At 63.0% G+C, this 19,836-nt stretch carries 21 protein-coding genes; 13 read left to right on the top strand and 8 right to left on the bottom strand.

The genetic code is table 11. The features are described from left to right. The first annotated feature begins 8 nt into the window (after positions 1 to 8). Positions 9 to 752, top strand: coding sequence for an SDR family NAD(P)-dependent oxidoreductase (locus PCS43_RS22490; RefSeq protein ID WP_019745385.1), 744 nt, complete (start codon positions 9 to 11; stop codon positions 750 to 752). Positions 753 to 773: 21 nt separating this feature from the next. Here the strand turns inward: PCS43_RS22490 and PCS43_RS22495 are convergent, their stop codons facing one another. Then, positions 774 to 1,679, bottom strand: a complete 906-nt coding sequence (locus PCS43_RS22495) for an amidohydrolase family protein (RefSeq protein WP_003940342.1) — start codon at positions 1,677 to 1,679, stop codon at positions 774 to 776. Positions 1,680 to 1,804: 125 nt separating this feature from the next. On the opposite strand from PCS43_RS22495, the gene PCS43_RS22500 reads away from it, so the two are divergent. The 3 genes from PCS43_RS22500 to PCS43_RS22510 all read left to right on the top strand — a co-directional run bounded on the left by PCS43_RS22500 (position 1,805) and on the right by PCS43_RS22510 (position 4,549). After that, a complete protein-coding gene (locus PCS43_RS22500; RefSeq protein ID WP_050654616.1) occupies positions 1,805 to 2,332 on the top strand; it encodes a nuclear transport factor 2 family protein in 528 nt (175 codons plus the stop codon). Positions 2,333 to 2,336: 4 nt separating this feature from the next. After that, positions 2,337 to 3,470, top strand: coding sequence for an oxidoreductase (locus tag PCS43_RS22505; protein ID WP_003940612.1), 1,134 nt, complete (start codon positions 2,337 to 2,339; stop codon positions 3,468 to 3,470). An 80-nt stretch (positions 3,471 to 3,550) separates the two neighbouring features. Beyond that, entirely contained in the window at positions 3,551 to 4,549 is a 999-nt protein-coding gene (locus tag PCS43_RS22510) for an MDR family oxidoreductase (RefSeq protein WP_209909923.1), read from the top strand. A 5-nt stretch (positions 4,550 to 4,554) separates the two neighbouring features. On the opposite strand, the gene PCS43_RS22515 is transcribed toward PCS43_RS22510, so the two are convergent. Next, positions 4,555 to 5,106: a ribonuclease H family protein gene (locus tag PCS43_RS22515; RefSeq protein WP_007729467.1), complete on the bottom strand. Its 552-nt coding sequence runs from the start codon at positions 5,104 to 5,106 to the stop codon at positions 4,555 to 4,557. 45 nt (positions 5,107 to 5,151) lie between these two features. Between PCS43_RS22515 and PCS43_RS22520 the strand changes: the two genes are divergently transcribed. From PCS43_RS22520 to PCS43_RS22530, 3 genes are all read left to right on the top strand, one after another. Beyond that, the gene (locus PCS43_RS22520; RefSeq protein ID WP_193594923.1) at positions 5,152 to 6,105 is read left to right on the top strand and encodes a DNA-3-methyladenine glycosylase family protein; all 954 of its coding nucleotides are present in this window, start codon (positions 5,152 to 5,154) and stop codon (positions 6,103 to 6,105) included. 17 nt (positions 6,106 to 6,122) lie between these two features. After that, complete coding sequence (locus PCS43_RS22525; protein WP_003940212.1) at positions 6,123 to 6,773, top strand: pyridoxamine 5'-phosphate oxidase family protein; 651 nt, start codon at positions 6,123 to 6,125, stop codon at positions 6,771 to 6,773. A 111-nt stretch (positions 6,774 to 6,884) separates the two neighbouring features. Beyond that, positions 6,885 to 7,382 carry a hypothetical protein gene (locus PCS43_RS22530; RefSeq protein ID WP_003940625.1) on the top strand — a complete coding sequence of 166 codons (498 nt, stop codon included), beginning with the start codon at positions 6,885 to 6,887 and terminating at the stop codon, positions 7,380 to 7,382. A gap of 7 nt (positions 7,383 to 7,389) precedes the next feature. Here the strand turns inward: PCS43_RS22530 and PCS43_RS22535 are convergent, their stop codons facing one another. The 5 genes from PCS43_RS22535 to PCS43_RS22555 all read right to left on the bottom strand — a co-directional run bounded on the left by PCS43_RS22535 (position 7,390) and on the right by PCS43_RS22555 (position 11,526). Continuing rightward, positions 7,390 to 7,779, bottom strand: coding sequence for an ArsR/SmtB family transcription factor (locus PCS43_RS22535; RefSeq protein ID WP_003940184.1), 390 nt, complete (start codon positions 7,777 to 7,779; stop codon positions 7,390 to 7,392). A gap of 60 nt (positions 7,780 to 7,839) precedes the next feature. Then, positions 7,840 to 9,036, bottom strand: coding sequence for an acetyl-CoA C-acetyltransferase (locus tag PCS43_RS22540; RefSeq protein ID WP_063315757.1), 1,197 nt, complete (start codon positions 9,034 to 9,036; stop codon positions 7,840 to 7,842). Between the two features lie 40 nt (positions 9,037 to 9,076). Beyond that, complete coding sequence (locus PCS43_RS22545; protein WP_003940415.1) at positions 9,077 to 9,529, bottom strand: MaoC family dehydratase; 453 nt, start codon at positions 9,527 to 9,529, stop codon at positions 9,077 to 9,079. A gap of 67 nt (positions 9,530 to 9,596) precedes the next feature. Continuing rightward, complete coding sequence (locus PCS43_RS22550; RefSeq protein ID WP_042448526.1) at positions 9,597 to 10,343, bottom strand: GntR family transcriptional regulator; 747 nt, start codon at positions 10,341 to 10,343, stop codon at positions 9,597 to 9,599. 31 nt (positions 10,344 to 10,374) lie between these two features. Continuing rightward, a complete protein-coding gene (locus tag PCS43_RS22555) occupies positions 10,375 to 11,526 on the bottom strand; it encodes an acyl-CoA dehydrogenase family protein (protein WP_003940468.1) in 1,152 nt (383 codons plus the stop codon). A gap of 200 nt (positions 11,527 to 11,726) precedes the next feature. On the opposite strand from PCS43_RS22555, the gene PCS43_RS22560 reads away from it, so the two are divergent. Genes PCS43_RS22560 through PCS43_RS22570 form a run of 3 tightly spaced genes read left to right on the top strand, consistent with a single transcriptional unit; the run spans position 11,727 to position 14,849 of the window. Continuing rightward, the gene (locus PCS43_RS22560) at positions 11,727 to 12,602 is read left to right on the top strand and encodes an HpcH/HpaI aldolase/citrate lyase family protein (RefSeq protein WP_058226587.1); all 876 of its coding nucleotides are present in this window, start codon (positions 11,727 to 11,729) and stop codon (positions 12,600 to 12,602) included. Beyond that, positions 12,599 to 13,597, top strand: coding sequence for a MaoC family dehydratase (locus PCS43_RS22565; protein ID WP_209909926.1), 999 nt, complete (start codon positions 12,599 to 12,601; stop codon positions 13,595 to 13,597). Before PCS43_RS22560 ends, PCS43_RS22565 begins: the two co-directional genes overlap by 4 nt. 31 nt (positions 13,598 to 13,628) lie before the next feature. Then, positions 13,629 to 14,849: a CoA transferase gene (locus PCS43_RS22570; protein WP_208690219.1), complete on the top strand. Its 1,221-nt coding sequence runs from the start codon at positions 13,629 to 13,631 to the stop codon at positions 14,847 to 14,849. A 66-nt stretch (positions 14,850 to 14,915) separates the two neighbouring features. Here PCS43_RS22570 and PCS43_RS22575 read toward each other — a convergent pair whose 3' ends face one another. Further along, positions 14,916 to 16,073: an acyl-CoA dehydrogenase family protein gene (locus tag PCS43_RS22575; protein WP_003940617.1), complete on the bottom strand. Its 1,158-nt coding sequence runs from the start codon at positions 16,071 to 16,073 to the stop codon at positions 14,916 to 14,918. 195 nt (positions 16,074 to 16,268) lie between these two features. Here PCS43_RS22575 and PCS43_RS22580 point away from each other — a divergent pair, with 195 nt between their 5' ends. From PCS43_RS22580 to PCS43_RS22590, 3 genes are all read left to right on the top strand, one after another. Continuing rightward, complete coding sequence (locus PCS43_RS22580; protein ID WP_174519483.1) at positions 16,269 to 17,732, top strand: MFS transporter; 1,464 nt, start codon at positions 16,269 to 16,271, stop codon at positions 17,730 to 17,732. Positions 17,733 to 17,866: 134 nt separating this feature from the next. Continuing rightward, complete coding sequence (locus PCS43_RS22585; RefSeq protein WP_003939840.1) at positions 17,867 to 18,997, top strand: thiolase family protein; 1,131 nt, start codon at positions 17,867 to 17,869, stop codon at positions 18,995 to 18,997. Between the two features lie 54 nt (positions 18,998 to 19,051). After that, on the top strand, positions 19,052 to 19,816 hold the full coding sequence (locus PCS43_RS22590; protein ID WP_125052042.1) for an SDR family NAD(P)-dependent oxidoreductase: 765 nt from the start codon (positions 19,052 to 19,054) through the stop codon (positions 19,814 to 19,816). Positions 19,817 to 19,836: the final 20 nt, after the last annotated feature.

Here is a 19,836-nt window from a genome sequence, read left to right on the forward strand (position 1 = left end):
GCGTTTTCATGAGGTTGAACGGCAAGGTAGCGATCGTCACCGGCGGCGCCGGTGGAATCGGTCGCGCTATCACCCGAGTCTTCGCCCGTGAAGGCGCGAAGGTCCTGTTCGTCGACATCAACGACGAGCAGGGCCAGGCCCTCGAACAAGAACTGGCCGGCTCCGGCAAGTTCCTGAACGTCGACCTTGCTGCCGCCGGTTCGGCCGAGCAGATCCGTGACGCCGCACTCGAGGCTTTCGGCAAGCTCGACATCCTGGTGAACAACGCTCACGCGTCCCGTCAGGCTCCGTTGCTCGAAACCACGCAGGACATGTTCGACCTGTCCTTCAACACCGGTTTCTACCCCGTTGTCCACCTCATGCAGGCGTGCCACGACGAACTCGCGAAGACCAAGGGTTCGGTCGTCAACTTCGCATCGGGTTCAGGTTTGGACGGAATGCCCACCCAGACGTCCTACGCTGCGGCCAAGGAAGCTGTGCGAGGCCTGACGCGCGTCGTCGCCAACGAGTGGGCGCCGGAAGGCATTCGGGTCAACGTGGTCTGCCCGTTCGCCGCCACCGAAGGCGTCGTCAAGTGGCAGGAAGCCTTCCCCGAGCGCGCAGCCGCATCGGTTGCCAAGGTGCCCCTCGGACGCATCGGTGATCCCGAAACCGACATCGCTCCCGTCGTGGTATTCCTGGCGAGCGAGGATTCCAAGTACATGACCGGACAGACGTTGATGGCCGACGGCGGCAGCATCAAATTGCGCTGAGCGAAATACTTCTCGGTGGGCTCAGCTCACCGAGAAGAGTTTCGCAGCGTTGTCGTGCACGACGGCTCGCAACCATTCGTCTCCGAGATCGAAACGCGTAACCGCTTGCAAAGCCGTGAGATACGGGTACGGAATGTTCGGGAAGTCGCTACCGAACAGAATCCGGTCCTGCATGTCGACGAGCCGTGAAACGTCCGCCTTCGGGAAGGCACACTGCTCTTCCGTGAAATCGGTGAACGCCATGGTCGTATCCAGGCGGACGTTGCCGTAAGCCTCTGCCAGATCGAGGAATTCGCTGTACTCGGGCATCCCCATGTGGGCGACGATCAACGACAGGCGCGGGTACCGTGCGAGCAGCGAAGCAATGCGATCAGGTCCCGTGTACTCCCCCGGCGCCGGTCCCGAACCACAGTGGATCACGATGGGCGTCTCGGAGTCCTCGAGTTGCCCCCAGACCTTGTCGAGCAGAGGGTCGTTCGGATCGTAGTTTCCGACCTGAATGTGGGACTTGAAGATTCGCGCGCCCGACTCCAATGCCTTGCCGACGTACGACGCCGCCGACTCCTCGGGATAGAACGTGGCCGTGTGCAGGCAATCGGGCGTTTGCGCGGCAAATTCGACGGCCCACTGATTGAGCCACTCAGCCATCGCGTGCTTGTGCGGGTAGATCATCGACGTGAAAGCCCGGACACCGAACTCGCGGAGACGGTGTACCCGCTCCTCCTCGGCAAGTCGGTACGCGATCGGCCAAGGACGACCGATCATCGGTCCCGCCGAATCGAAGTAGCCCCACACCTTGTCCATGACGCTCTTCGGCATGAAATGGGTATGGACGTCGATCACGCCAGGAACACCCAACTCGCGCCAAAAAGCCCGAACCTCGGCGATCTCCTCCGGTCCGGTCGATGGGACCTCTTCGGTACACACGTCTGACACCCCTTTCGTTCGCTCGACCATACCGAGTGCCGTCGCGCTCACCGGGACAGGTCGTTGACGGCCCGCCCGGAGCACCCGAATGTGAACCCATCTTGCCGATCACCGTTGGAGGTTGAATGTCTCAGGCCGAGTCCGAAGTGGGGTCGATCAGTGCCGTCGAGGAACTGCTCGCAATCGAGGAAATCAAGCGTGTGTTCGCCGCGCGCCTACGCTGCATGGACACCAAGCAGTGGCACGTCTACCCAACCCTGCACACCGCAGACGTCGTCAGCGAGACGTGGGGCGGACTCCCGACAGACAAGCAACCCAAGACCGGCGACACCTCGAACCAGGTAGTGGGCATCGACAAACTCACCGCGGCAATTCGGAACATGCTCGACGGCGAAATCCCCCTCACCACGGCGCACCACGCACACACTCCCGAAATCGTGCTGACCTCGCCCACCACCGCAACCGGCATCTGGGCGATGGAGGACATGCTGTGGTGGAACGACGGCGAGAAAGAACTGCACCTACACGGCTACGGCCACTACCACGAGAAATACCGCAAAGAAGACGGCAAGTGGCTGATCAGCTACCGAACCCTCACCCGGCTCCGTGTCGACCAGGACCCCGGATTCTTCCGATTCATGAAAGCGCTGTGACGAAGTGACCAACCCGCTGTTCCAACCGCTCCGCATCCGTTCGCTCGAACTGTCCAACCGCATAGTCATGTCGCCGATGACGCGCACGTACTCCATCGAAGGTGTGCCCGGCCGCGACGTTGCCGACTACTACCGCCGACGAGCTGAGGGCGGCACCGGACTGATCGTCACCGAAGGCGTCGCGATCGATCACGAGACTGCTGTCGACCACGCCAACGTCCCCAACCTCCACACTCCCGCTGCTCAGGCCGGATGGCGGAAGGTAGTCGACGACGTGCACGCTGCGGGCGGCAAGATCGTGCCTCAACTCTGGCACGTCGGACCTCTGTGGGGCGCGATGACGCAGATGGACCCCTCACTCAAGCCGATGCGCCCCTCTGGCGAATGGGGCCCGCTCGGCGTCACCTCGTACTCCGCTGCCTACGTCGAACGCGCACAGGCGAGCACCGAAGCGATGACCGAGCAGGACATCCAGGACGTCATCGACGCGTACGTCCGTAGCGCGAAGCACGCCGTCGAACTCGGCTTCGACGGCATCGCGATCCACGGCGGTCACGGCTACCTCCTCGATTCCTTCTTCTGGGAGGGCACCAACCAGCGCGACGACGCGTGGGGAGGCGACCTGGAGCGTCGTACCAGGTTCCCGGCCGCCGTCGTCGCCGCGATCCGCGCGGCCATCGGACCGGATCTGCCGATCATCTACCGTTTCTCACAGCACAAGCAGCAAGATTTCACCGCGAAGATCGCCGAAACCCCCGAAGAGTTGGGCGTCATCCTGGGCGCGCTGGTCGACGCCGGAGTCGACGTTCTCGACGCCAGCATCAGGCGTTTCGACGTGCCGGCCTTCGAAGGCAGCGATCTCTCGTTGGCGGGTTGGGCGAAGAAGCTGACCGGCGCCGTCACGATGGCCGTCGGCAGCGTCGGTATCGGAAAGTCGCTGCGGGACAGCCGCATCGAAGGCGTCGCCCCTGTAGTCGACAACATCCCACAGCTCGAGGAGCGCATCGGCAGTGGAGAGTTCGATCTGATCGCGATCGGCCGTCTCCATCTCGCCGATCCTGCATTGGCAACTACCCTGCGCGCCGGTGGCCCGCTACCGGCGTTCGATCGAGCGGTGCATGAGGGCAGCTTGATCTAGGGGCTCCGCCCCTGTGCGCCTTTCTGGTAGTTCGCACTACCAAAAAGGCGCACAGGGCCGAAGGCCTTTATGTTCGACCCATGACTACTTTCAACGCCTGGGTCGCCCGCGACAGCGACGGCACCATCGACTTCGCCCCCGAAACCGTCGACGAATCCTTCCTCCCGGCAGGTGAGGTCACCATTCGCGTCGAGTACTCGAGCGTCAACTACAAGGACGCGCTCGCGGTCACACCGAAAGGCGGGGTGGTTCGCGAGTACCCGATCGTCCCCGGCATCGACGTCGCCGGCGAGGTCATTGCCTCCGAGTCCGACGCATTCGCCCCGGGAGACAAGGTCGTCGCACATGGCTACGAGATCGGGACCGCCCGCAACGGCGGCTACGCCGAGATCGCCCGTTTGCCTGCCGAGTGGGTCGTGAAGCTCGACGGCATTTCCACCGCCGACGCTGCTGCGATCGGCACGGCAGGATTCACCGCAGCCATGAGCGTCCAAGCCATTCTGGCCGGCGGAGTGAAGCCAGCCGACGGTCCCGTCCTGGTGACGGGCGCGAGCGGCGGAGTCGGCACCGTCAGCGTCGACCTTCTGGCAAGCGCAGGCTTCGACGTGGTCGCCTCCAGCGGCAAGCCAGGCGCGGCAGACCTTCTGACGTCACTCGGTGCGTCTTCGGTGATCGGCCGGCTCCCCGAGGATCCCGACGCCAAGCCTCGCCCGCTCGGAAAATCTCAGTGGGCGGCGGCCATCGACTGCGTCGGTGGAAAGACCCTCGCTCACGTTCTGAGCACGATCAACTACGGCGGTGTTGTCGCTGCCAGCGGATTGACCGGTGGCGCCGCGCTGCCTACGACCGTGCTGCCGTTCATTCTCCGCGGAGTCTCACTGCTGGGCATGGACTCGGTATTGATGCCGATCGAGCCCCGTCGCGCGCTGTGGACCCGGCTGGGCTCCGACTTGGCGCCACGTCATCTGAAGGAGATCACGAACCTCGTTGCCGTCCGCGACGTCGTCTCGGTGATCGATCAGGTCCGCGAAGGCAAGTACACCGGCCGGGCGCTGGTTCAGGTTGCCGACGGGTTCTGAACAGCTCAGAAAAGTGTGAACAGATCTGCCGGTTCTTCGGCCGTCGTGGACTTCTCCTTGTAGGGGGAGTTCACGGCGGTCGGTTCCTTCTTCACCGGGGCAGCAAGCGGCACCGATGCGATGTCCCCCGAGACGATGGCGCGTGCGGCTTCGCCGGCCAGCTTGTCTGCCATTTCGTTGTAGTGGTTGCCGACGTGCCCGCGCACCCAGCGAAAGCGCACCGGTCCGACACGATCGGTGATGGCTCGATCGATACTCTGCACCAGTTCGAGGTTCTTGACCGCCCCGCCGCTCGCGGTCTTCCAGCCCTTGCGCTTCCAACTCGGCAGCCATTCCGACGCGCACTTGATGGCGTACTGCGAGTCGGATTCGATGAGCAGAGGATCAGCACCGGGATGGGCGACGACGGCCTCGAAGAGCGCACGCAACTCGGCAATCTGATTGGTACCGGACGCTTCTCCGCCGGACATGCTCGGACCCTCGTGATTGACCCACGCCCAGCCGATAGCCCCACCGGGGTTTCGCAGACAGGATCCGTCGGTGCTCACGATGATCATGGCTCGGACAATACGTTGCGCCACCGACACACGCCTTAACGGAGGATGGACGGTGGCGATACGCTGACCTCGATGACGCCGCTATCTCCGGTCGACGAAGTCACGGTGACTTCTCAGCGACCACTCGATGCCGCGCTGACGCTCAGCCCGCATCAGCGCGGACCCGGCGACCCCGCACATCGACGGTCAGCCGACGGAGCGATCTGGCGAGTTTCCCGCCAACTTTCGGGTCCTGTGACCTACCGCATCACCCAGTCGGATCGCCATACGGTCCGGGTACAGGCCTGGGGTCCCGGCGCCACGGAATTCCTGACCGGCGCCGAAGCGCTGCTCGGTCTCGACGACGAGGCCGAAGATTTTGCCCCCGAACATCCCAAGCTCGCCGAAGCTCATCGACGCTTCCCTCATCTGCGCATCGGCCGCACCGGCCGCGTCATGGAAGCTCTCGTTCCCGCGATCCTCGAGCAACGAGTCCACGGCATCGACGCATTTGCCGCGTGGCGCCGCCTGCTGACCAAGTTCGGGGAGCGCCCACCCGGCCCCGCGCCCGACGGAATGCGAGTTCCACTCACCGCGGACCAATGGCGTCGAATGCCGTCATGGGAATTCCATCGCGCGAACGTCGATCCAGCGAGGTCCAAGACGATCGTTCAGTGCGCTCGCGTCGCCGACCGCCTCGAGCAGGCATCCACGTTCCCCAGAACCGAGGCGACCAAACGGTTGCGAGCGGTACCCGGCGTCGGGATCTGGACTGCCGCCGAAGTGGCTCAGCGTGCATTCGGCGATTCAGATGCACTCTCGGTCGGCGACTACCACCTCGCTGCCGTCGTCGGGTGGTCACTGCTGGGTGAACCGATCGACGACGCCCAGATGGTGCAGTACCTCGCTCCCCTTCAACCGCATCGATACCGCGCCGTGAGGCTTCTGCAGGTCAGCGGGCAAGCCGTCAAACCCAAGTTCGGTCCGCGAACTGCCGTTGCCGACCACCGTTGGCACTGAGCATCAGGAGTTGGAAAATGTCGACCCGATACGCACACATCGCCTTCTCCCCCGCTGCGGTGGAGCGTCAGCGGTCGACCGGAAGTTTCACCGTGTACGGTTCGAAACTCGATCAGCCCGACGAGGGCCCGATGGAATTCGATTTCCGCGCGCAGGGATTCGTGAAATCCGTGGATTCCTTCTTCATGTCCACGGTGACGCCCGACGGTTGGCCGTACGTCCAACATCGCGGCGGCCCGCGCGGATTCCTGCATGTGTTGGGCCCGAATCGAATCGGATTCGCCGATCTCCCCGGCAATCAGCAATTCGTGACGCTCGGCAATCTGGAAGAGAACAATCGCATCTCGCTGTTCGTCATCGATTACCCGACGCGAACGAGATTGAAGATCTACGGGCGTGCGCAGGTGATCGAAGCGGACGAGGACCCTGCACTACTGCAACAGCTCTTGCAAGTCCCCGGCGGCACCATGACGGCAAAAGCCCAGCGTTCCATCGTCATCGACGTCGAAGCGTTCGACTGGAACTGCAGTCGAAACATCACGCCACGCTTCGACAAGGAGCGCATGGACGAATCCCTCGCTCTGGCACGCCAACCCCTGCAAGCCGAGGTAGATCGGCTTACTGCCGAGGTCGAAGAATTGCGTGCGCGGTTGTCGAAAAACGAATGAGACTAGGCGGTTTCAGGGCACTCGGAGTCGGGTAGCCACCAAACACGGCCCGTCGCGCGGAGACGACGGGTCCCGTTGTGCCCGAGGAGGTCCGCACGATCGATCCAGACGGTGGAGTTCTGGTTAACGAACTGCACCGCCACCATTCACGACTGGTTCCACACAGACAGATTGGCCGTCCCCATGAAACTGTCCCGAACTCTCACCATGTCCGTACTCGTCGTCGCCGCAGTCGGCGCCGGAGCCGGCACCGCGGTCGCAGCGCCCCCGAATGCGGGCTTCGATCCGTCCCAACCCCTACTGACACCGACCGCAGAGTCGAACAGCCAGGCGGCGTTGATGCTCTTCCCCGGTAACGATCCGAAGCAGGCCGCGTTCGACACGATGGCCAACGAGGTCAATATCGGCTGGAACAACGGTGGTCTGCAGTCGACCCTGATCGGAGCCAACCTCGGCGTCGGAATCGGCTGCCTGTCGATCTTCCCGAACTTCATCGCCGGCTGCATCGTCGGTGGAGTCATCGGCACGGTTGCCGGAGTCGGCGCAGGAATCACCAACGGAAACCCGAACGCTGCGCCGGCCGTCGAGAAGTTCTTCGCGACTCCTTGAGTAGCGCTCAGCTGTGCGTGTGCCCGGGGGTGGGTGTCTCGTCGTGAAAATGTGTGGCGCCGATCGAATGCAGCAGCTGGTGAACGGTGTCGTCCGCCAGTTGGTATCGCATCGATCGGCCGTCGCGGGTCGCGCTCACCCACCCCTGGCTACGCAGTAGCCGCAGCGCATGTGAGACGGCTGTGCCGCTCATCCCCAGCGCCACGGACAAATCCGTGACGCAGATACCCGGTGCGTGATGAAGGCAGAGCAACAGACGCAGACGGTTGGTGTCGGAGAGAAGCTCGAAGCGACCGGACCAACTGGTGACATCGAGCCCCTCGAGTGCGGCCCTGGCGCGACGAACATCCTCGACGCTCAGCGCGCCACTGGTGTCTGCTGCGCCTGCATTCGTCAACCGACTGCCTCCGTAGAACTTCCGATCCCCCGCCGCAAGTGTACCCAGAAGCGAACCTCGTCAGGCAGACTCCACCACGGCAGCCATACCCTGGCCACCGCCGATACACATGGTCAACAGCGCTTTTCCGCCGCCGCGTCGGCCGAGTTCGTGAAGCGCGGTTGTTGCCATACGCGCACCCGTCGCTCCCACGGGGTGCCCGAGCGAGATGCCGGAACCGTTGACGTTCAGGCGATCGAGGTCCTCGAATCCCCATTCCTTCACGACGCCGAGAACCTGGCACGCAAACGCCTCGTTCAGCTCGACCAGATCGAAATCGGCAAAGCGTGCACCGGTGCGAGCAAACAGTTTCGAGACGGCGGCAACCGGCCCGAGGCCCATCAGCGCCGGTTCACAACCGGCCGCGGCCCAACTGTCGAGGAACCCGATAGGTTCCAGCCCCAGCTCGTCCAGACGATCCTCGGCGACAACCAACATCGCTGCCGCAGCGTCGTTCTGCTGGCTGGCGTTACCGGCGGTCACGACGCCTCCCTCGGTCACCGCACGCAGCCGTGCCAGGGTTTCGAGTGAGGTATCCGGACGAATCCCCTCGTCAGCACGAAACTGTGTGACGTTCCCTTTTCGATCCGTCAGTTCGACGGCGACGATTTCGGCATCGAAGCGGCCGGATTCTCTTGCCAGTGTTGCCTTTCGGTGGCTGTCGACGGCGAAGGTGTCCGACTCTTCCCGCGTGATCCCGCAGCGTGTCGCGACGTTCTCGGCCGTTTCGATCATTCCGCTGATCCGACCGAATCGCCACTCGGGTTGCGAGCGCTCGCGGCCACGATCGAGGCGGTCGAACAGTTGCAGCCCACCGGATCTGGTGCCCCACCGCGCTCCGGTGGTGTAGTGCTCGATCCCGCTCATCGATTCGACGCCACCCGCGAGAACCACGTCGGCCGCACCCGTCTGGACCATCATGGCCGCGGAAACGATGGCCTGCAGACCCGTTCCACATCGGCGATCCGTCTGGAAGCCGGCTACCGAAATCGGCAACCCGGCCTCGAGCGCCGCCCACCTTCCGATGCACGGTGCCTCCGAATTGGCATACGACTGCCCCATCGCGACGTCGTCGATGCGGGACGGATCGATTCCGCTACGACGCACGGTCTCCTTGACGACGGTGGCAGCCAGACTTTCCGCAGGGACGTCACGAAGTGCCCCTCCGAAACGGCCCACCGCGGTTCTGACCGGCGCGACCAATGCTGCTCGTTTCACAACTGACCTCGAATCTCGTTCTGGAAGAATGGAAAAGGATTCAGGAGACCAACAGGCGCACGGTATCCGCTACCAGCGCAGGTTTACCCGCTCCTTCGATTTCGATCGTGTACCGCACGACTATCGTCGCGCCCTTCGCGGTGCGCTCGAAGGAAAGAATCTCCGCACCTGCCCGCACCGAAGAACCGACCTTGACCGGTTCGGGGAATCGCACCTTGTTGCTTCCGTAGTTCACGGTCATGGAGATTCCGTCGACACGCATCACCTGAGCGCCGAGCACCGGCAACAACGAGAGAGTAAGATAGCCGTGGGCGATGGTGCCGCCGTACGGACCCTGCGCTGCGCGCTCGGGATCCACGTGAATCCACTGGTGATCCTCGGTGGCGTCGGCGAACTTGTCGATCCGATCCTGTGTGACCGGGAACCACGCGCTGTAGCCCAAGTGCTCACCGACAGCCGTCTCTACTTCGTCGATTCCGTTGAAAATTCGCATAGTTCTCTCCTGAAAGGTGTTGAACAGCAAAGAAAAGTGCAGCGCTAATGTGCGCCGCGGCGCAGCGTCAATGTGCGCCGCGGCGCAGCGTGACCCGATACGTGTACTGCTCCGGCAAGAAATAGCTCACCGACAACTCGTTGGCAACGCCCTGCGCGTTGGAGTACAAACGGTCCACCCGCAACATGGCGTGGCCGATTTCGCAATCGACGTCCCTGGCAACGTCCGCCGTGGCCGGGGACACCGTGATCGATTGTGCTGCTTCGACAATCGGACTGTCGATCAGCGGTTCCAGCAAGCCGATCACCGTATTGGCGCTCACCGCACCGGCCGCCATGGCGGGCAGGTCGATGATCTGCCGCGCGATCGCCTCCGGCAGATGCGCCGTCGTCTGCACGAACGGAACTCCCTCGTGTATCCGCCGGAAGACCACGGTGTACACGACGTCGGTGTCGAGCCGAAGCCGACTGGCCGCCTCGATGTCCACGCGCCGGTGCAGCGGTGACACCACTTCCATCGTCGTGTCCCGCGAAAGGTTCATGAGATCTTCGATGGATCCGAGATGACGGAGATAGCGGCCGCTGTTCTCGGTCACGAACGTTCCGCGCCCGGGTACTCGGTACACGATGCCCTCGGCAACCAGATCGTGAAAGGCTCGGCGGACCGTCTGCCGACTCACGCCGTGATGCTGCGCCAGTTCGGATTCGGTGGGCAGTTGAATGCCGTCGCGGTAGGTACCGGCAGAGATCTGCTGACGAAGCTCACGAGAGAGGCGTTGGTACGCCGGCTCCGTCTCTCTTTCCTTACCGCTCATAGCGACATGATCCTACTTGCTCACCGATCCGTCACAGACCGCCGCGGGCAACCAGCTGCGAAACGATCACGTTGCGCTGAATTTCGTTGGTTCCCTCCCCGACGATCATCAGTGGTGCATCACGGAAATACCGCTCGACGTCGTACTCCGTCGAATAGCCGTAACCGCCGTGGATGCGGACGGCGGACAAAGCGATTTCCATCGCCACCTCGGAGGCGTACAGCTTGGCCATGCCCGCCTCCATGTCGCACCGCTCCCCACTGTCGTACATCTGCGCCGCGTGCCACGTCAGCTGCCGTGCGGCCGTCAGCTTCGTTGCCATGTCGGCGAGGTAATTGCCGATCGACTGGTGCTTCCAGATCGGCTGGCCGAAGCTCTCGCGCTGCTGCGCGTAGGCAAGTGAATCCTCGAGTGCGGCCGTGGCGACGCCCAGTGCGCGGCAAGCCACCTGGATACGGCCGGTCTCGAGCCCCTTCATCATCTGCCCGAAACCCTTTCCGGGAGTACCGCCCAGAATGGCCGACTCGGAGATGCGGTAATTGTCGAAGGACAGTTCACAACTCTCGACGCCCTTGTATCCGAGCTTCGGGAGGTCGCGGGAGACGGTCAGCCCTTCGCCGTGCTCGACGAGAACGATCGAGATGCCCGCATGACGAGGGCTTGCGCTTGGATCGGTCTTGCACAGCAAGGCGATCACGCCGGATCGGCGGGCATTGGTGATCCATGTCTTGGCTCCGTTGACGACCAGATCTGTGCCGTCGCTCTTGGCGTTGGTTGTCATGGCCTGCAGATCGGAACCTCCGCCGGGCTCGGTGAGGGCCATCGTTGCCCGGATCTCGCCGGTTGCCATTCGCGGCAGGTACTTCACCTTCTGCTCTTCGGTACCGAACAGCGAGATGAGTTTCGCGACCACCGTGTGACCGCCCATCGCCCCCGCCAGGGACATCCATCCGCGTGACAGTTCCTGCGTCACCTGCGCATAACAGGGCATGGACACCGGCGATCCGCCGTACTCCTCGGGAATCGCGAGCCCGTAGATCCCGATCTGCTTCATCTGATCGATCCACTTCTCGGGATACTCGTTCGCGTGCTCCACCTCCTGGACCGTGGGCTTGACCTCTCGGTCGACGAACCGGCGCACGGTTTCGATCAGGAATGTCTCTTCGTCGTTGAGCTTGAGCATGAATCCGCCTCGACTTGAAATAAGTTTGTACGGCCATATTTCGATATTGTTCGCGCAATGTCAATACCGCGCCTTGACATCGATACGTAGCAACTGCCAGCATCGAGTCAGTTCGTTGCACATCAAAGCCGTTCACGGCAGCTCATCCACTTCACAACTGGCCGTACATTTGATTTCCAGATCGAGGTAATCGACACACTATGGACGAGAACCACTACCGCGCCACCAGACGTCGCGCGTCCCTGGTCGCGCCGGGTTCAGACGAGCGCAAGGCACGCAAAGCACTCTTCTCGAACGCAGACGAGGTGATTCTCGACCTCGAAGATGCCGTCACTTCGGCGAACAAGGACCTGGCGCGAACCCTCGTGAGCACCTTGGTGCACGAGTTCGGTAGGGCGCGCACCATCTCGGTCCGAATCAACGGCCTGACCACACCATGGGCCCGCGACGACCTGATCGCCTGCGGCGCCCTCGGAGAATCGCTGACGAGCGTGATCGTCCCGAAGGTCGAGTCCGCCGACGAACTACTCGAGGCCGAGCACATCCTCTTCACTGCCGGTGGGCACCACACCACCCTGCAAGCCCTGATCGAAACTCCGCTCGGCGTCCAGAATGCCGACTCCATCGCCCGCGCGACTCCTCGTCTCCAAGCCGCGATCATCGGATACGCCGATCTCGGTGCAGCGCTCGGCCGTTCACGCTCGGCACTGCCTGAACACTGGCTTGCCGTCCAGGACAGAATCCTGATCGCCTGCCGCGCAGCCGGCGTCGCAGCCATCGACGGGCCCTTTCTCGGCATCACCGACGACGACGCTTTCCGCTGCGCCGCGCACTGGACCAGCGCTCTCGGGTTCGACGGCAAATGGGTCATCCACCCGGCGCAGATCGACTCGGCCACTACCGCATTCACTCCTTCGGACGACGCCGTCAATGACGCCCGACGGGTACTGACCGCACTCGAAGAAGCCGAAACCCTGGGTTCGGGTGCCGCCCAACTCGACGGCCAGATGCTCGACGAAGCTGTGGCCGTGGCAGCGCGTCGTACGCTTGCCCGAGCCGAAGGAGTCACCGTATGAGCGAGCACTACGTGGGAGGCCCGTACTTCGACGAGCTCACCCACGGTCAGATCTTCGACGAAGCCCCCGCGGTGACGTTGACCAGTGGACTCGCCGCCTCCCATCAGGCGATCCTCGGTGACCGCATGCGCCTGCCTCTCGACGCACACTTGTCGTCGAGCGTCACGGGTTCCGGTGCACCAGTGGCAAATCCAGGACTGGTCACCGACATCGCCATCGGCCAGTCAACCGTGGTCACACACCACGTCAAGGCGAACCTCTTCTACCGTGGACTGCGATTCCACCGTTTCCCGGTACTCGGCGACACCCTGTACACGCGCACCGAGGTTGTCGGTCTACGCGAGAACTCGGCCAAGCCGGGACGCGGCGCCACCGGACTTGCCGCGCTACGGATGACGTCTGCTGATCAGAACGGCAACACGGTCCTCGACTTCTACCGCTGCGCCATGCTCCCCCTGAGCCCCGACCCGATCGAGGCGAGAACTCGCCACGCCGACGACCTCGGGGCGACCGGTCCGTCCGAACCGGCTCCGTACGTATCACCTGACGGTTGGGACCTCGACACGTATCGAGAGCGGGTACCCGGCAGGCACTTCGATTCCGATTTGGTGGGCTCCGTCTTCCACAGCAGCGGCGACGTCGTCTCCAGCGCACCCGAACTTGCCCGGCTGAGCTTGAACATCGCAGCGACGCACCACGACGATCGCGTCGGCGCCCACGGTCGCCTCGTCTACGGCGGCCACACCATCGGGATCGCACTCGCCCAGGCGACTCGCGCTCTGCCCAACGTGGTGACGGTTCTCGGGTGGCACTCGTGCGATCACACCGGACCCGTTCACGAGGGCGATACCCTCACGAGCGAACTGCACGTCGAAAACTCGTCGCCCCTCGAACACGGAACCGCAGTGCAACTGCGTTCGCTCGTGTTCTCCCACAATGCTTCTGCAACACAAACTCCGGTTCTCGACTGGCGTTTCACCGTGTTGATGGCATGAGCACACACTCTTCTATCACGGAGGACCACACATGACTCAGAGCCCAGGCCCGCTGTCCGGGCTTCGCATCGTCGAGGTCTCGAGCTTTGTCGCCGCGCCCCTGTGCGGATTGACGCTCTCCCAACTCGGCGCCGAGGTGATCCGGATCGACCCGATCGGAGGTGCCTCCGATTACAACCGCTGGCCCGTCACAGACAAGGGCGCGAGCATCTACTGGACCGGACTCAACAAAGGCAAACGGTCACTGTCAGTGGACATGCGCGCCGAACGCGGCCAAGAACTGATACGCCAACTGGTCACGGCGCCGGGACCTGGCGGCGGAATCCTGGTCACCAACGCCGGCGGCCGCAAGTGGATGAGCCACGACTCCCTGGCCCAGTTGCGTAGCGACGTCATCACCCTCGAGATCCTCGGACGCCGCGACGGCAGCCCCGGAGTCGACTACACGGTCAACGCCGCCTTGGGATTTCCACAGATCACCGGCCCCGCCGACTACGCCGGAGTTGTCAATCACGCCTTGCCTGCCTGGGACGTCGCATGCGGGCTCTACGCCGCCCTGTCGATCACTGCCGCAGTGCGCCAACGTGACTCGACCGGACATGGATCTCGGATCACGCTCCCACTCGAAGACGTCGCATTGGCCACCGCGGGAACCCTCGGTTACCTCACCGAAGTACAAGTGAACGGTCGCAGTCGCGAGTCCGGCGGAAACGCCGTCTACGGCACGTACGGAATCGATTTCGTCTCCAGCGACAACGAACGGTTCATGATCGTTGCACTCACTACCCGCCATTTCCGCGACCTTGCGTCGGTCACCGGCACCACGGCGGCTGTCGACGCTGTCGAAGCTGCACTCGGAGCCGACTTCTCCACCGAAGCGGATCGCTACCGTCATCGAGAGGTACTCACTGCTCTGTTCTCACATTGGTTCCGGGAACACAGCGGCGCCGAGATCGCTGCAGCGCTGGACACATCGTCGGTTCTGTTCGAGAGGTACCGCAGTTTCGAGGAAGTGGTGAAATCTGGCGAACTGGAGAACAACCCGATGTTCTCCGCACTCGATCAACCTCGAATCGGAAGCTACCTGGCTGCCGCCAATCCTGCCTCGTTCGACGGCGCACACCTGGGTACCGGACCCGCCTCCGAGGTCGGCGGCGATTCGATCGCGGTGCTCGCCGACATCCTCGGAACCAACGCCGATCACGCCTCGACGCTGATCGCGGACGGCGTGGTCGGGGTTCCGGCGAACTGACCTACCCGGAAGATGTTTTCGGCCTCGGAACATTTGTTCCGAGGCCGAAAACATGTCGAGAGTGCGTCAGAGACCAAGATCCTTCGCGATGATGGTCTTCATGACTTCACTTGTGCCACCGTAGATTCGTGTGACACGCGTGTCTGCGTAAAGACGCGCGATGGGATACTCGGTGATGTAGCCGTACCCGCCGTGCAATTGGAGGCACTTGTCGATCACTCGACCTGCCGCCTCGGTGCAGAACAGTTTCGCCTTCGCTGCGTCGGGAATCGTCAGAGTGCCGCGGTCATGACATTCGAGTGCGTTGTCGGACACCAGCTGGATGGCATCAACCTCGGTAGCGCATTCGGCCAGAACGAATTTGGTGTTCTGGAAGGCCGCGACCGGCTTGCCGAACACCTTGCGGTCCTTGACGTAGTCGATGGCAAAGCGAAGCGCTGCACTGGCAGTGGCGGCCGCTCCGAACGCGATGGTCAACCGCTCCTGAGCCAGGTTGTGGGTCAGATAGCTGAAGCCGTCGCCCTCTTCTCCGAGTCGGTCCTCGACGGGCACCTTGACGTCGACAAACGAAAGCTCCGCAGTGTCGGAGGTCTTGAGCCCGATCTTGTTGATCTTGCGCCCCACCGAGTATCCGGGCGACGACGTATCGATCACCAGAATCGACAACCCCGTGCGCCGGTTCTCCGCTGTGCTGGGCGCGGTACGGCACACCACCAGGACGCGGTCGGCAAGTACTCCACCGGTGATGAACGTCTTGGAACCATTGACCACGTAGTGCGTACCGTCCTCCGACAGCTTGGCCGTGGTCGCGATGTTCGCCAGATCCGACCCTGTTCCCGGTTCGGTCATCGCAATCGCGAACATCAGATCTCCGGAAGCGAAGCCCGGCAACCAGCGGCTCTTCTGTTCTTCGTTCGCGTACTCGAGCAGGTAGGGCAGGATCAGGTTCGTATGCACCGACTGCGAGCCGAACGACGCCCCGGCGGCAGCAACTTCCTCGGCGACGACGACGTTGAACTTGAGCGACTTCTCGCCGCCTCCGCCGTATTCCTCCGGCACCTGAATTCCGAGTACGCCCAGCTCTCCGAGTCGTCGGTAGAAGTCACGGGGCGGGTGACCGTCCTCTTCCCACTTCTCGTGGACCGGGGTTACTTCCTTCGCGATGAAATCGCGAACGGTAGCCCGGAATGCCTCGTGATCCTCGTTGAACACGGTGCGCTGCATGTATGAACTCCAGTCGGTCAAGGGGACAGGGTGATCCTGATCTCACCTTGCCTCAATGTTCCGCATTCGATCCAACACTCATCGGCTATGCGTCCGATAGGGCGTACCAATATGGCCTGACCTGCGATACATAGGCAACCGCTATCGTTCCGATCATCGACGCGACATTGCTCAAAGTGATCCAGAACACGTTGAATGAGTCAGCCGGCAAACACACCACCATCGATCGCTTCGAGGCCGCGCTTCGAGCACGATCGCATCCGCCCACCAGTCTCGAAGGGACGCCACGTGACCCCCATCGCGCCACAGCGTAACGACGTCCAGCCCGAAGCAACAGCAACGCCAGATTCGTCAGCAGTTCCCGTCTTCGGTACCCGCAAGCGTGCGTGGACGATGACCGGGCTCGTCGTTTTCCTCTACATCGTCAACTACGCGGACAAGGCAGTCCTCGGAATCATCGCTCAGCCCCTCGCTCGTGAGCTCGGACTGAAGTCTTCGCAAATCGGCATGGTCGGCTCGCTCTTCTTCCTGATGTTCTGCATCGGTGGATTCCTCGCCGGACCGCTCAACAAGTACCTGACCCTGCGTTGGGCGCTGTTGATCCTGGCCGCAATCTGGTCCGTGGTCATGCTCCCCCTCGTTCTCGGCGCCAGCCTCGCGATGTTGATCGTCTCGCGCATGCTCCTCGGATTTGCCGAAGGCCCCAGTTCGGCGCTGATGCACACCGCGGCGTACTCGTGGCACCCGCCGGCCAAGCGCGGCCTTCCCGGCGCAATGCTCGCCGGATCCGCCTCTGTCGCAAAGATCGCCCTCGCGCCGGTACTGACCTTCATCGCCGTTCATTACGGCTGGCGCGCAGCGGTTCTCTCGCTCTCCGTTCTCGGTCTCGTGTGGATGGGTTGCTGGCTGGCCGGTTGGTCCGAGGGCCCGTACACGAGCAAGGCCGTCAAGGCGACCAAGACTGCAGATACAGAAGCAACCGAGGCAGCCGGGACAGCCACGAAGGCGGTCACCGAGCCCAACGTTCCGTGGCGCAAGATCCTGCTCTCCCGCACCTTCGTCAGCTGCTGCTTCCTCATCGCGACCATCTACGCGCTGACCACCGTCGTTCTCACCTGGTTGCCGTCGTACTTCGAGGTCGGCCTCGGATACAGTGCGATGCAAGCCGGTTCGATGTTCGCGCTGCCCTCGATCGTCGGTCTCGTCCTCATGATCACCTCCGGTTCCGTCACGGACAAGTTGATCGGCCGCGGCTTCACCTCTCGTACGGTTCGCGTCATCGTTCCCTGTGTCGGCGTTCTGATCTGCGGATCGATTCTCCTGTTCCTGCCACAGATCTCCACCCCCATCGTCGCTGTCGCCATGGTCTCGATCGGCTACGGGTTCTCGGCAATCACCTTCCCGCTCATCAACGCTGCGATCTCGGAGCTGTGCCCGCCGCAGCAGACTGCCGGAACGATGGGATTCTTCCTCGCCATCATGTCGATCGGTGGCCTGATTGCTCCTTACGCAACGGGAGTCATCGTGGACAACGCTGCAACCCCGGCCGACGGCTACGCCCAGTCCTTCCAGGCAATCGGCGTCATCGGAGTGATCGCCGCGGTTCTGGTCCTCGTCTTCGCCAATCCCGAGCGCGATCGCAAGCTCATCCGAGGCTGAGTACTCCACGTATAGCCATTCGCTAACAAAGCCATTCACCGAAAGACATTGCCGGGTCGACCCGCTCGTGATCGACTCGAGACACGCCCCGACCGCACAGTCGCAGAACCGGGCACGAACAGCAGGAGAGATACATGCGAGATGCCGTCATCGTCGACGCAGTACGTACACCGATCGGCCGTCGCGGCCGCGCCCTCTCGGAGATCCATCCGGCCGAGTTGTCCGCCCATGTACTGCGTGCGCTCGCTGAACGGACCGGACTCGACGCGGCGACGGTCGACGACGTGATCTGGGGTTGCGTCAGTCAGGTCGGCGAGCAGGCCGGAAGCATCGCCCGCACAGCGGCACTCGCTGCCGGCTGGCCCGACAGCGTTCCCGGCGTCACACTGACCCGGGCCTGCGGATCGAGCCAGCAGGCAGTTTCCTTTGCTGCGGCCACCGTCATCTCCGGTCAGAACGACGTGGTCGTAGCCGGAGGCGTCGAATCGATGTCACGAGTACCGATGGGTACCGCCAGCAAGAACGGTGAGCATTTTCCGGCTTCGGTACTCGAACGCTACGGGGTGGACGGTTTCAGCCAGGGGACCGGCGCCGAGATGATGGCCCGGAAATGGGCACTCACACGAACAGCTCTGGACGAATACTCCCTCCGCTCACACGAACTCGCGGCCCGTGCCACCGATGAAGGGGCATTCACCGGGCAGATCACTCCGATCGCGGGCTTGTCCCAGGACGAAGGCATTCGGCGAGGCGGAAGTGTGGAGTCGCTCGCGAAGTTGCCCCCGGCCTTCGACGCCGACGGTGCCATCCACGCCGGCAACTCTTCTCAGATCTCCGACGGGGCGGGCGCCACACTCGTCACGACCAGCGAGTACGCCCGGGCACGTGGGTGGAAGCCGCTCGTTCGTATTCACACCGCAGTGGTCGCAGCCGACGACCCGGTCATCATGCTCACCGGTCCGATTGCCGCCACCGCAAAGGCATTGGATCGCTCCGGATTGTCCATCGACGACATCGGCGCCTTCGAGATCAACGAGGCATTCGCCCCCGTCCCGCTTGCCTGGCAGGCTGAAACCGGCGCAGCCATCGATCGTGTGAATCCGCTCGGCGGCGCTATCGCGGTCGGCCACCCACTCGGCGGATCAGGTGCGATCTTGATGACTCGCCTGGCACATCACATGCGCGACAACGGAATTCGCTACGGTCTCCAGTCGATGTGCGAGGCCGGCGGCATGGCCAATGCGACCATTCTCGAATTGATCTGACCCGACAACGCTTTCGGGCCGACACGTCATCCAGCAGGAAAGAAGAATTGATCCATGAAACTCGAGGGACTTTCCACCGCGATCACCGGCGGCGCTTCAGGCCTCGGCCTGGCAACCGCTCGACGGCTGCTCGACGCCGGAGCGCAGGTCACGTTGATCGATCTGCCTTCGTCCGACGGTAAGCAGGTGGCGGCCGATCTCGGTGCTGCCGCACAATTCGCCCCGGCCGACGTCACCGACAGCGAACAATTCGCCGAAGCACTCGACGCGGCGCACGAGCGCAGCGGCCTCCGCGGCGTCGTCCACTGCGCGGGCGCCGGGCGTCGTATGCGCATTCTCGACAAGGACGGAAAAGCCGGATCGGTCGAAGATTTCGAGTTCGTCGTCAAGCTGAATCTTGTCGGTTCGTTCAACGCACTCCGTCTCGGCGCCGAGCGGATGGCGGAACTCGACGCCGTGGACGGTGAGCGAGGTGCCATCGTCATGACGGCGTCGGTCGCAGCATTCGAAGGTCAGATCGGTCAGATAAACTACACAGCGTCCAAAGCCGGCATCGTCGGTATGACGGTCACCGCTGCCCGCGATCTCGCCAGCCGCGGAATTCGCGTCAACACCATTGCTCCCGGCATCATGGACACTCCCCTCCTGGCGCGCCTACGCGAAGACGTGCGCACGGCCCTCGAAGCCTCTGTCCCCAATCCCTCACGACTGGGTCGTCCGGACGAGTTCGGCCAGCTCGCCGTCTCGATGCTCGAGAACGGCTACCTCAACGGCGAGACCATCAGACTCGACGGCGCTATCCGAATGGCTCCCCGGTGACGGGCACCAGCGTGATCGCC

It is taken from the genome of Rhodococcus sp. C-2 (genome assembly GCF_027854095.1).
In the GTDB taxonomy this organism is placed as follows: domain Bacteria; phylum Actinomycetota; class Actinomycetes; order Mycobacteriales; family Mycobacteriaceae; genus Rhodococcus_F; species Rhodococcus_F qingshengii.